Annotated in this window: 10 protein-coding genes; all 10 read left to right on the top strand. The window is 72.8% G+C overall.

The window, feature by feature from the left end; all coding sequences use genetic code 11:
- Positions 1-101 precede the first annotated feature (101 nt).
- Entirely contained in the window at positions 102-533 is a 432-nt protein-coding gene (gene mraZ / locus AC08OO_RS17205) for a division/cell wall cluster transcriptional repressor MraZ (RefSeq protein WP_011435848.1), read from the top strand.
- 224 nt (positions 534-757) lie between these two features.
- Entirely contained in the window at positions 758-1744 is a 987-nt protein-coding gene (rsmH, locus tag AC08OO_RS17200) for a 16S rRNA (cytosine(1402)-N(4))-methyltransferase RsmH (protein WP_476610717.1), read from the top strand.
- Positions 1745-1860: 116 nt separating this feature from the next.
- Complete coding sequence (gene ftsL, locus AC08OO_RS17195; RefSeq protein WP_011435850.1) at positions 1861-2526, top strand: cell division protein FtsL; 666 nt, start codon at positions 1861-1863, stop codon at positions 2524-2526.
- Positions 2527-2612: 86 nt separating this feature from the next.
- Complete coding sequence (locus tag AC08OO_RS17190) at positions 2613-4535, top strand: peptidoglycan D,D-transpeptidase FtsI family protein (RefSeq protein ID WP_476610714.1); 1923 nt, start codon at positions 2613-2615, stop codon at positions 4533-4535.
- A 73-nt stretch (positions 4536-4608) separates the two neighbouring features.
- The gene (locus tag AC08OO_RS17185) at positions 4609-6237 is read left to right on the top strand and encodes a UDP-N-acetylmuramoyl-L-alanyl-D-glutamate--2,6-diaminopimelate ligase (RefSeq protein WP_476610716.1); all 1629 of its coding nucleotides are present in this window, start codon (positions 4609-4611) and stop codon (positions 6235-6237) included.
- On the top strand, positions 6234-7637 hold the full coding sequence (locus tag AC08OO_RS17180; RefSeq protein WP_476610713.1) for a UDP-N-acetylmuramoyl-tripeptide--D-alanyl-D-alanine ligase: 1404 nt from the start codon (positions 6234-6236) through the stop codon (positions 7635-7637). The genes AC08OO_RS17185 and AC08OO_RS17180 overlap by 4 nt, the downstream gene beginning before the upstream one ends.
- Positions 7638-7686: 49 nt before the next feature.
- Positions 7687-8754 (top strand): phospho-N-acetylmuramoyl-pentapeptide-transferase, encoded by a 1068-nt coding sequence (mraY, locus tag AC08OO_RS17175; RefSeq protein WP_476610712.1) that lies wholly within the window; start codon positions 7687-7689, stop codon positions 8752-8754.
- Between the two features lie 4 nt (positions 8755-8758).
- Positions 8759-10156: a UDP-N-acetylmuramoyl-L-alanine--D-glutamate ligase gene (murD, locus tag AC08OO_RS17170; protein ID WP_476610711.1), complete on the top strand. Its 1398-nt coding sequence runs from the start codon at positions 8759-8761 to the stop codon at positions 10154-10156.
- A 2-nt stretch (positions 10157-10158) separates the two neighbouring features.
- Entirely contained in the window at positions 10159-11754 is a 1596-nt protein-coding gene (ftsW, locus tag AC08OO_RS17165; protein WP_476610710.1) for a putative lipid II flippase FtsW, read from the top strand.
- Positions 11755-11757: 3 nt separating this feature from the next.
- Positions 11758-12852 (top strand): undecaprenyldiphospho-muramoylpentapeptide beta-N-acetylglucosaminyltransferase (gene murG, locus AC08OO_RS17160; RefSeq protein ID WP_476618760.1); only part of this gene is annotated, 1095 nt, incomplete at its 3' end.

Raw genomic sequence — 12852 nt, 5'->3', positions numbered from 1 at the left:
GAGTGGGGTAGAGTGGCGCGCAGTGGGGGACAGCAGCTTACGGGTGGCCGTCGCGGGGTGAGCCTGTCGCTGTCTTCCTCGCAGTGGCGAGGAGGTTGCCGGTGTTTCTCGGCAGCCACGCGCCGCGGCTCGACGACAAAGGGCGGCTGACGCTACCCGCGAAATTCCGCGACGAGTTGGAGGGGGGGCTTGTGATCACCAAGGGGCAGGAACGCTGCCTGTATGTCTTTCCGATGGCGGAGTTCACCCGGATCAGCGAGTCCCTCCGTACCGTTCCGGTTACCGCAAAGGCGTTGCGTGACTACAGCCGGGTGTTCTTCTCCTCGGCCGCGGACGACGTGCCGGACCGGCAGGGGCGGATCACGGTTCCGGCTCCGCTGCGGTCCTACGCGGGCTTGATGCGCGACTGCGTGGTCAATGGGGCCAACACCCGGATTGAGATCTGGGATGCCCAGCGGTGGCAGGCCTACCTGGAAAGCCAGGAGGAGAGCTTCGCCGAGCTGTCCGAGGAGGTCCTGCCCGGAGTGATCTGAGCTGCCTTGGGTTCATGGATCCGGGTGCTCCGCGGGCTCGCCACGCGCACCGTCCCCTCCGGCTGCCCCTTCCCCGGCGGCCGGCATCCGGGACGTACGCGAGGGCGGTCGGCCCCGGTCACCCGACCCGGGCCCGCCGCCCGGTGGCTTCCGCCGACGAAGCCCCCCATGCCCGTCAGCACATCTGAAGACGAGGTCCACGAGCGGTCGAGGGAGGCTCAGCACTGAACGCCACACATACGCCTGTGCTGACCGACCGTGTACTGACTTTGTTGGCTCCCGCCCTGCGGGCATCCGGAGCGATCGTGGTGGACGCGACGGTGGGTCTCGGTGGGCATGCCGCGGCTGTGCTCACGGCCTTCCCGCACGTACGGCTGGTGGGGCTCGACCGCGACCCCGACGCCCTGGAGCGCAGCGGTGAGCGGCTGCACGGGCTCGCCCCCGGCCGGGTGGAGCTCGTCCACGCCGTCTACGACGAGGTGGCCGAGATTCTGGACCGGCTCGGTCATCCGGTGGTGCAGGGCATCCTGTTCGACCTCGGCGTGTCGTCGTTGCAGCTGGACACGGACGACCGTGGGTTCGCCTACTCCCGGGACGCGCCGCTGGACATGCGGATGGACCAGACACAGGGCAGGACTGCCGCCGACGTCCTCAACACCTACGATGCCGACGCGCTGACCCGCATCCTGCGGGAATACGGCGAGGAGCGCTTCGCCCGCCGCATCGCCGGTGCGATCGTCCAGGCCAGGGCCGTCGCCCCGTTCGCCACCTCGGCGCGGCTCGCCGACCTGGTACGCGACGCCATCCCGGCGCCGGCCCGGCGGACCGGCGGCAATCCGGCGAAACGTACTTTCCAGGCGTTACGTATCGAGGTCAACGCCGAACTCGACGTGCTCGCCCGGGCGTTGCCCGCGGCCTTCGACGCGCTGGCCGTGTCCGGCCGGCTCGTCGTCCTGTCGTACCACTCGCTTGAGGACCGGCTGGTCAAGCGGCAACTGCGCGGCTACGCGGAGGCCTCGGTCCCGCCGGACCTGCCGGTGGTGCCCGAGGGCGCGGGCCCCAGGTTGCGCTGGTTGACCCGAGGTGCGGAACCGGCGAGCGAGACCGAGAAGGCCGAGAACCCGCGGGCGGCCTCCGTCCGCCTGCGTGCCGTCGAACGTACCGCGCCGAACCCGGACCACACCCGGAAACCGACCGGAGGTGCATCGTGACCGCTCCCGCGCAGCCGCTCGCCCGCGCCGGGCGTTCCGGTTCCGCCTCCGCCCGGACCGGCTCCGCCCGGACCGGCTCCGCCCGGACCGGCTCCGGGCAAGGGGGCCCTGGGCGGATGACAAGCGCCCCGACCCCCTCGACGGGGCGGCCCGCGGCCCGCTCGGCCGCCGCGACCGCTCCGGCCATCGGCCCGCAGCCGCGCCGGGCGTCGAGCCGGGCGCGGCTCGCGGTGGTCCGGCCTGCGCCGGACGGGGGCCGCAAGGGTCCCTTCGTCGTGTTGCTGCTGGTCCTGCTGGGCGCTGGTCTGCTCTGCCTGCTGCTGCTGAACCTGGCGTTGATGGAGAACTCGTTCCAGGCCAACACTCTGCGCAATCGGGCGTCCGCCCTGGCCGACGAGGAACAGGCGCTGTCGGTGCATGCCGACCAGCTCTCCGATCCGGCGTCGCTGGCCGCGCAGGCCTCCCGCTACGGCATGATCCCCGGCGGGATACCGGAATACCTTCCGCCGGGCGCTCCGCTGCCCGTTGGTTCCCGGACCCTGGCCCGGGAACCGGGCAGCGGATCCGTCATCATCGTCGTGCCCGCATCGCCCGGCCCGAGCCCGGCCGGCGGTCCCGGGAAGACCGGCGGTCCCGGGAAGAACGGTCAGCCAGCGGCCGGCGCGACGGCGGGTGGTGCCGGCGGAACCGCTCACGCCCACCTTCCCGCCACCGGGGCGAACGCTGCCGCGGCCGGTGGTGCCGCGATCGGGGCGGCGGGAAAGGCCGGAGCCGGGCAGTGAGCTCGACGCCCCCGGGCTCCCCTCAGCGCGGCCGCGGACGGCTACGCCTTGTTCCTCCACCGCCACCTTCAGTGTATGGCGGTCGGTTGCGGAGGGATGTCGACGACCCGGGTCGGGCGGTCGGCGACGGGCCCGGTGCGGACGAGTACGGCGACGAGGAGCACGACGGCCGGTATCCGGGCGGCCGGTATGTGGGCCGGCCAGGCTCGGTGCCCTGGCGTCCCGGTCGGGTCAGCCGGCCGCGGCACCCCCCGGCTCGTCGCGCCTACCGGCTGGGCAGCCCGCGTCGGCGGCTGCGGGTGTCCATCGTGCTCATGTGCGCGGTCCTCAGTGTCCTCGGGCTGCGCCTGACCCAGCTGCAGGGTTTCTCCGCCTCCACCTACGCGGCCCAGGCCGAGGCCCAGCGGCTGCGGACCATCGTGCTGCCCGCGGCGCGTGGCGCCATCGCCGACCGGGCGGGCCACACGCTCGCGCAGTATGTCGAGCTGCGGGCCGTCTACGCGAACCCGACGAACGTCAGGGACATCGCGGGGACGGCCGCGAAGCTCGCGCCGGTCCTCGACGACAGCACCGAGGCGTTGCGCAGACGGCTTACCACCGACCCGGCCGAGCACATCAAGTTCGTCTACCTCGCCCGCGGGCTCACTCCGGACGTGGCGGAGAAGGTCAGCGCCCTGGGGCTGCGCGGTATCGGCATCACCGAGGAACGCGGACGCACCTACCCGTCCCGGGAACTGGCCGCGAACGTCATCGGGTTCATGCGGCACGGCGATGGTGACATCCTCGAGGGCGGCGGCGGGCTGGAGCTGGCGTATGACGAGGTGCTGCGCGGTACCGACGGCCTTCGCCGACTGGAGGCGAACCCGGCGGGCATCGAGATCCCCTCGGGCCAGAGCCGCGAGAAGGACCCGATCCCGGGTTCTTCGCTGCGCCTGACCCTTGAGCGGGACATCCAGTGGAACGCCCAGAACGCGATCGCCGACGCGGTCCGTACCTCCGAGGCCGACGGCGGCACGGCCGTCGTGATGGACCCCCGCACCGGGGACATCCTCGCGATGGCCGACGCGCCGCAGTTCGACCCGAACAACATCACCGCCCGGGACACCCCGGCGCTGGGCAATCGGTCCACGCGGGACGCCTACGAGCCCGGCAGCGTCAACAAAGTGATCACGATGGCCGCGGCGCTGGACCGCGGTCTGATCACCTCCGAGACCCCGATGACCATCCCGCCGTTCATCACCCGGGGTGGGGTACGCATCGAGGACTCCGAGCCGCACGGCGTCGAACATCTCACCGCCGCCGGCGTCCTGGCCCGCTCCAGCAACATCGGCACCGTGGAGATCTCCGAGCGGGTCGGGCGGACCGGGCTGGAGCAGGCGCTGCGCTCGTTCGGGCTCGGTGCCCGCACGGGTCTGAACTTCCCCGGCGAGGGCGCCGGCCTGCTGCCGGCAGCCCGGGACTGGTCGGGCAGCCAGGCCGCCACCATTTCCTACGGGCAGGGCATGTCGGCGACGGCGCTCCAGATGGCCTCGGTGTACGCGACTATCGCGAACGGCGGTGTTCGCGTGACCCCGCGGCTTGTCGACGCCATCACCGGTCCGGACGGCGTTGTCAAGGTGACTCCCCAACCGCCTGGTCAGCGCGTCGTCAGCGCGCAGACCGCGGCCACGCTCACCCGGATGCTCGAGGCGGTGGCGACGAACGAGGGCACAGCGCCGCTTGCCGAGGTTCCCGGTTACCGGGTGGCCGGCAAGACGGGCACCGCCAAACGGCCCGACCCGGTGCACGGCGGTTACCAGGGCTACGTTCCCTCGTTCATCGGGTTCGCCCCGGCGGATGATCCGCGGGTGGTGGTGGAGATCGTCCTGGACAACCCGAAGAAGGGTTACTTCGGCGGTCAGGTCGCCGCGCCCGTGTTCCAACGTGTCATGTCCTTCGCGTTGACCACCCTCGGCGTGCCACAGCCGATCACCAGGCCCGCACCGCTCCTGCTCGACCTGGACAGATGATCGCGATCCGCGCCGGGACGTGGTGGGCGGGGAAGGTCGGCTGGACCACCGCCGTGCCCGGGCGCCCGTGGGGATGGCCGTGCCCGCCCCCACTAAGGTCGTGACCGTGACCTCTCCGGCACCTCGACCGGCTGCCCCGCCCGCGTGCAGCCTCGCCGATCTGCGCGCGGTGCTCGCGGCCGTGGCGCCCGTCCCGGAGCCGGCGGCGTTCGCGGGTGCGGGACATTCGCCGTCGGACACGCATGCGGACACGCATGCGGACACGGACGTGATCGTGCATGGCGTCACCCACGACTCGCATGCGGTCCGGCCGGGCGACCTCCACGCGGCACTGCCCGGTGCCCACACACACGGTGCGGCCTTCGCGGCCGCCGCGGTGGCCGGCGGCGCCGTCGCCGTGCTCACCGACGCCGAGGGCGCCCGCCGGATCGCGGCCATGCCGCCCGGCCCCCCCGGGGAAGTCCCGGTGCTTGTCAGCGACGATCCACGGCGCGACCTCGCCCCGGTGGCGGCGAGGATCTACGGTGATCCCTCTGCGGCGCTGCGCCTGCTCGGCGTCACCGGCACCAACGGGAAGACGACCACGGCCTTCCTGCTCGACGCCGGGCTGCGCGCCGCCGGCCACACCACGGGCCTGATCGGCACGATCGAGACCCGGATCGCCGACGAACGGCTGGCCTCCGCCCGCACCACCCCGGAGGCGAGCGACCTGCAGGCCCTGCTCGCCACGATGGTCGAGCGTGGCGTGGGGGCCGCCACGATGGAGGTGTCCAGCCACGCGCTGGCCCTGCACCGGGCCGACGCCCTGCACTTCGCCGGGGCCGTGTTCACCAACCTCAGCCAGGACCATCTGGACTTCCACTCCTCCATGGAGGACTACTTCGCGGCGAAGGCGTCCCTGTTCGACCCGGCCCGGACCGCCGTCGCGGTGATCGGCGTGGCGGACCGGTGGGGCCGCCGGCTCGCCGAACGGCATCCCGGCGCAATCACGTTCGCCGTCGAGGGGCCGGCCGACTGGACGGCCCGGGACGTTTCCTACGGGCCGACCGGCACACTGCTGCGCGCCGAGGGTCCGGACGGGCTGCGGGTGGATCTGTCCGTGCCGCTGCCCGGCGCCTTTAACGTCGCCAACGCGCTCGGCGCGCTGGCGTTGCTCGTCGCCATCGGGGTCCCCCCGGCCACGGCGGTGGCGGGGATCGGCTCCCTGCCCGGGGTGCCCGGCCGGATGGAGCGGGTCGACGCCGGCCAGCCGTTCCTGGCCCTGGTCGACTTCGCGCACACCCCGGACGCGGTCACGACGCTGCTCGAGACGGTTCGCCCGCTGGTGAAGGGCAGGGTCATCGTCGTGCTCGGCTGCGGTGGCGACCGCGACCGCGGCAAGCGCCCGCTGATGGGGGCCACCGCGGCGACACTCGCCGACGTCGCGATCCTCACGAACGACAATCCGCGCTCGGAGGATCCGGCGGAGATCCTCGCCCAGATGCTCGCCGGGGTCACGGCGCTGTCGGCCTCGGCCACGGTCTTGGTCGAACCGGACCGCGCCGCGGCCATCGCGGCCGCCGTGGCCGAGGCCGGACCTCAGGACGCCGTCGTTGTCGCCGGCAAGGGTCATGAGTCGGGCCAGGAACAGGCGGGGGTGGTGACCCCCTTCGACGATCGGGTCGTCCTGCGCGCCGCGCTCTCCTCGGTGGAGGGGAGATGATCCCGCTGACCCTGGCCGAGGTCGCGTCGGCGACCGGCGGCCGGCTCGACGCGGTGCCCGACCCGGGCGTCACGGTGCGTTCGGTCGTCGTCGACTCCCGCGAGGTCCGCGACGGCGCCTTGTTCGTCGCCCTGGCCGGCAGCCGAGTCGACGGGCACGACTTCGCCGCCGCCGCCGTCGCCGCCGGCGCGTCCGCCGTGCTCGCCGCCCGCTCGGTGGGCGAGCCGGCCGTCATCGTTCCCGATCCGCCTTCGGCGCTCGCCGCGCTCGCCGCGTACGTCCGTGATCTGGCCGCCGCCACCGTGGTCGCCGTGACCGGGTCGGCGGGCAAGACGACGACCAAGGACCTGCTCGCCGACGTGCTGGGCGGGCTCGCCCCGACGGTGGCCGCGCCCGGCTCCTTCAACAACGAGATCGGACTGCCGCTGACGCTGCTGCGTACCGAGCCGGACACGGCGTTCGTCGTCCTGGAGATGGGTGCCCGCGGTCCGGGGCACATCGCCACCCTCTGCGCGGTAGCCCGCCCGGCGGTGGGGGTGGTCCTCAACGTCGGCAGTGCCCACCTGGGCGAGTACGCCGACGGCAGGCTGGGGATCGCCGCGGCCAAGGGCGAGCTTGCCGAGGCCGTGAGCGAGGCCGTCGTGCTCAACGCCGATGACCCGCTGGTCGCGGCGATGGCGGTTCGGACGACGGCCGAAGTGATCACTTTCGGGGAGGGTGGACGGGCCGACGTGCGGGCCGGTGCCGTCGATGTCGACCGGCTGGGCCGCGCCTCGTTCGACCTGCTGGCGCACGGCGAGCACCATCGGGTGACCCTCGGGCTCGTCGGCGCGCACCAGGTGCCGAACGCGTTGGCCGCGGCGGCCGTCGCGATCCGGCTGGGGCTGTCCCCGGACCGGGTCGCCGCGGCGCTGTCCGCCGCCCGCCCGCGCAGCCGGTGGCGGATGGAGGTGACCTCCACCGCGGCCGGGGTGGTGGTCGTCAACGACGCCTACAACGCGAACCCGGAGTCGATGCGGGCGGCGCTGAAGGCGTTGGTGGACATGCGGGGGAAGGGCCGGGCGTTCGCGGTGCTCGGTCCGATGGGGGAACTCGGTGACGCCGCCGCCGCCGAGCACGACGTGCTCGGCCGGTTCGCGGTCCGCCTCGGGGTCGATCGACTGATCGCGGTGGGTCCGGCGGCCCGCCATATCCACCTGGGCGCCTCGCTGGAAGGCTCCTGGGACGGGGAGTCGGTGGAGGTGGCCGGCACCGAGGAGGCGGTGGCCCTGGTGGCCGCGCAGGCCGGACCGGACGACGTGGTACTGGTCAAGGCCAGCCGGTCCTTCGGGCTGGAGCGCGTCGCCGAGGCGTTGGTGACCAGATTCGGCGTCCTCGGCGCCGGGATCGAGGGGACATGACGGCGGACGGCTGGCTGCACACACGCGGACCCGCGCGGGTGACGCACGCGTGAGAGGCGTTCTTATCGCGGCCATGGTCGCGTTGGTCGTGTCGTTGCTGGGCACACCCTGGGTGATCCGGCTCTTCCGCCGGCAGGGATATGGCCAGGAGATCCGCGAGGACGGGCCGTCCAGCCACCTGACCAAGCGGGGCACCCCCACGATGGGGGGCACTGTCATCATTGGCGCTGCCCTGGCCGGGTACTTCCTGGCCCACCTGGTGACCGGCATCGGGTTCACCGCGTCGGGTCTGCTTGTGCTGATGGTGATGACCGGGCTTGGCCTGGTCGGCTTTCTGGACGACTACATCAAGATCCGCAAGCAGCGCAGCCTCGGGCTCACCGCCCGGATGAAGTTCACCGGGCAGGCCGCGGTCGCGATCGTCTTCGGCCTGCTGGCCGTCCGGTTCAAGAACGACGCCGGGCTGCTCCCCGGCTCGACGTACATCTCGATCGTGCGGGACACGAGCCTCTCCGTCGGCATCATCGCCTTTCCCCTGCTGGCCTGGATCATCATCGCCGCGACCTCTAACGCGGTGAACCTCACCGACGGCCTCGACGGCCTCGCGGCCGGCACCTCGGCAATGGTGTTCGGCGCGTACGTCATCATCTCCTTCTGGCAGTTCGGCAACCTGTGCGAGCCGCACGCGGCCGAGACGGGCTGTTACCTCGTGCGTGATCCCCTCGACGTCGCGCTGGTCGCGGCGGCTGCGATGGGGGCCTGTTTCGGGTTCCTGTGGTGGAACGCCAGCCCGGCGAAGATCTTCATGGGGGACACCGGGTCGCTCGCGCTGGGCGGTGCCTTCGCCAGTATCGCGATCGTCAGCCGGACCGAGCTGCTTCTCGTCGTCCTCGGCGGCCTGTTCGTCATCGAGACCCTGTCCGTGATGATCCAGGTCGCGTTCTTCAAGGCGACGAAGAAACGCGTGTTCAACATGGCGCCGATCCATCACCATTTCGAGCTCGCCGAATGGCCCGAGACGACGGTGATCATCCGATTCTGGATCGTCTCGGGACTCGCGGTGGCCTTCGGCCTGGGCCTGTTCTACGCGGAGTTCCTCTCCCACGGAGGTGGCTGACGCCATGACGGGCGACGGTCAGGGCCCGGGCGACCCCACAGCCTCGATCTCCTGGGCGGGTCTGCCCGTGCTGGTCGTCGGGATCGGGGTCTCCGGGCTCGCCGCGGCCCGGGCGCTGCTTGCCCGCGGTGCGCGGGTCCGGGTCGTCGACGCCGGCGACTCCCCACGTCACCAGGGTGCGGCCGCGACGCTGCGGGCGCTCGGGGCCGAGGTGAACCTCGGCGGCCTGCCGCCCGGCCCCGGGGACAGCGCGCTCGTGGTCACCTCGCCCGGCGTCCCGCCGACGGCCCCGCTGATCACCGGGGCGGCCGGCGCCGGGATCCCGGTCTGGGGGGAGGTGGAGCTTGCCTGGCGGTGGCGGGGTGGGAGCCGGTGGCTCGCCGTCACGGGAACGAACGGCAAGACGACGACCACCGAGATGCTCGGCGCGATGCTCGCCGCCGGGGGCCGGCGATCCACCACCGCCGGGAACATCGGGACCCCGATTGTGGACGCGGTCGCAGCCGAGCCGCCCTACGAGACCCTCGCGGTGGAACTGTCCAGCTTCCAGCTCCATTACACCCACACCATGGCCCCCCTCGCCGCGGCCGTGCTCAACGTCGCCCCCGACCATCTCGACTGGCACGGGGGCGCGGCGGCCTATGCGGCAGCGAAGGCGGGGATCTGGCGTAGTCCAGGGACGATCGCGATCGGCAACGCCGACGACGCAACCAGCGCGGACCTGCTCGCCGCCGCTCCGGGGCGGCGGGTCCTGTTCGGTCTCGACCCGGCGGCCCGGCCGCGGCCCGGCCTGACCGTCGTCGACGGCCATCTCGTCGACGACGCCTTCGACGGCGGGCGGCTTGTCGCCGTCCGTGACCTCGTGCTGACCAGTCCGCACATGATCTCCAATGCGCTGGCCGCCGCCGCGCTCGCCCGCGCCGAGGGCGTTGGCCCGGCCGCGATCGGCGCGGCGCTCGTCGCTTTCCGGCCCGGCGCCCACCGCAACGCCGAGGTGGCCGTCATCGACGGGGTCCGCTGGGTGGATGACAGCAAGGCGACGAACCCACACGCCGCCGCCGCGTCGCTGGCCGGCTACCCCTCGGTGGTGTGGATCGCGGGCGGCCTCAACAAGGGCCTCGCCTTCGACGATCTCGTCCGCGACGCGCGCCGGGTGCTGCGCGCCGCGGTCCTCATCGGGCGCTGCGCCGATGAGATCGCCGCCGCTCTCGCCCGACACGCCCCCGATGTCCCCGTGGAACGGGCTGACGGCATGGACGATGCGGTGAAGGCTGCGGCGGCGTTCGCGACCACCGGTGACACTGTGCTCTTGGCGCCGGCCGCGGCCTCGATGGACATGTTCCGGGACTACGCGGCGCGCGGAGATCTGTTCGCGGCGGCGGTCCGCGCACGAGAGGGGTAACCGTGGCGGGGTCGGGAGCGTCGTCGCCGCCGTCCACCGGGACGTCGGCGCGGCCCGCGCGGGCGGCGCGAGGGCCCAAAGCCGTGCGAACAGGCTCCGCGGCCGAGCCCGACTCCGCCGGCGTCGGGGGAACCGGCGCGGCGGACGGGGCCGAAGCACGGCTGCCGCTGCTCGATCGGCCGTTGGCGTCCTACTACCTGCTGCTGTCCTCGGCCGCTCTGCTGCTGGTGCTCGGCCTGGTCATGGTCCTGTCGGCGTCGAGCGTGCGCTCCTACGCCGACTTCGGCTCCTCCTACACGCTGTTCATCCGGCAGGTGATCTGGGTCGCGATCGGTCTGCCGGTGGTCGCCGTCGCCTCCCGGCTGCCCGTGCGGGTCTTCCGCGCCTTTGCCTACCCGTTGTTGCTCGGGACCGTGCTGATGCTGATGGCGGTGCTCATCCCGGGTATCGGCAGCGTGCGTGGTGGCGCCCGCCAGTGGATCGTCGTCGGGCCGATCACGATCCAGCCCAGCGAGTTGGCGAAGATCGCCCTTGTGCTGTGGTGCTCGGATCTGCTGGTCCGCAAACGGCGGCTGCTGTCCGACCCCAAACACCTGCTCGTTCCGCTGGTCCCGGTGTTCCTGTTCATCGACCTGCTGCTGCTGCTGGAACCGGATCTCGGCGGGGCGATCTGCGTGACCGTCGTGCCGTTGACCGTGCTGTGGGTGATCGGTACCCCGATGCGCCTCTACACCGGGATCCTGGGATCGATGGTCGCGGCGGCGTCGGTCCTCGCCGTGGTCGAGCCCTACCGCATCCGGCGCCTGCTGTCGTTCACCGATCCGTTCGCCGACGCGCACGGCGACGGCTTCCAGGCCGTACAGGGCATCTATGCCCTGTCGACCGGCGGCTGGTGGGGGGAGGGCCTCGGCGCATCCCGGGAGAAGTGGCCGCAGTTACTGCCCGCGGTGCACACCGACTTCATCCTCGCGATCATCGGCGAGGAACTCGGGCTGGTCGGCAGCCTGGTGGTGGTGGGCCTGTTCGGCGTGCTGGGATACGCGGGCCTGCGGATTGCGCACCGTTGTGACGAGCTGTTCGTCCGGCTCGCCGCCGCGGGGGTCACCGCCTGGATCCTCGTCCAGGCGGTGGTCAACATAGGTGCGGTCGTGGGTCTGCTGCCGATTACCGGCGTCACCCTTCCGCTGGTGTCGTTCGGTGGCTCCGCGTTGCTGCCGACCCTCGCGGCCCTCGGCATGCTGCTCTCCTTCGCCCGGTCCGAGCCGGCCGCGGCCGAATTCTTGTCCCGACGGGCCGAGGAACGCCACGCCGCGCGTCTCGCCGCGTCCGGCCGGCGCCGCCAGCGCTGGCGGCGCCGCCGGGAGCGGCGCGCCGATGTCACCGGGGTGATACCGCGGGAGGAGAGGCGGCCGCCCGGCCGCCGGGGCCACCGACCGGACCTCGGCCTCGTACCGGTAGACGGCGCGCGGTCGGGTCCGGTGGGCCCGGTGCCGGAGTCCGGGTCGGGGCGTTCGTCGGGGCGCATATCATCCCGTGTGCGGGTCCGGGTGACCGGGGCCGGGCTGCCCGGGAGACGGCGTGATGTGTCATCGTCTTGACCGATGTTGCGAAGCGTAGTGCTCGCCGGCGGCGGGACAGCCGGCCACGTGGAACCCGCACTCGCCGTCGCGGACGCGCTGCGGGCGACCGACTCCCGGGTACGGCTGACCCTGCTCGGCACCGCGACCGGTCTGGAGGCGCGCCTGGTGCCCGCCCGGGGCCATGAGTTGGCGACGGTGCCGAAGGTCCCGATGCCGCGCCGCCCCACCCCGGCCGTGTTCAAGCTGCCCGCCCGGTTCTTCGACGCGATCTGTCAGGCGGGGGAGACCCTCGACCTGGTTCGGGCGGACGTGGTCGTGGGGTTCGGTGGATACGTGTCCGCGCCCGCGTACCTCGCCGCCCGGCGCCGCGGCATCCCGATCGTGGTGCACGAGGCGAACCCGCTGCCGGGACTGGCCAACCGGCTCGGCGCCAGGCTCACCCCGTTCGTCGCCACGTCCTACCCGAGCACGCCCCTGCGCGGCGCGACGCTCACCGGGATCCCGCTGCGGGGAGAGATCCTCACCCTCGACCGTTCCCCGGCCGCGATGCGGGCCGCCCGGGCGCGCTACGGGCTCGACCCGCACCGGCCGACCCTGCTCGTCTTCGGCGGTTCGCAGGGCGCCCGCTCGCTCAACCAGGTGATGGCGGCGGCGGCGCATCCCCTTGCCGCCGCCGGGATCCAGGTGCTGCACGCGACCGGACCGAAGAACTTCGACGAGGTCGCCGCGGCGCTGCCCCTCGACCTGCCCACGCCATACGAGCTGCGGCCGTACCTCGACCACATCCCCTCGGCCTATGCCGCGGCCGACATGACCCTGTGCCGGTCGGGCGCGATGACGTGCGCGGAACTCGCCGCGGTGGGGCTCCCGGCGGTGTACGTCCCCCTGCCGCACGGCAACGGTGAGCAGCGCCGCAACGCGCTGCCGACGGTGGAGGCCGGCGGTGGTCTCCTCGTCGACGACGCCGAGCTCAGCGCGTCCTGGCTGCTCGAGAACGCGCTGCCGGTGCTCATCTCCGCCGAACGGCTGGCGAAGATGTCGGCCGCCTGCGCCGGCAGCGGCCATCCCCAGGCCGCCGCCGCGATCGTCGCCATGATCCGGGACGCCGCCGCCACC

Source organism: Frankia sp. CeCAU1 (assembly GCF_977971845.1).
The sequence above is the reverse complement of the archived record's forward strand: the minus strand, read 5'-3'. Positions and strand labels throughout refer to the sequence as shown.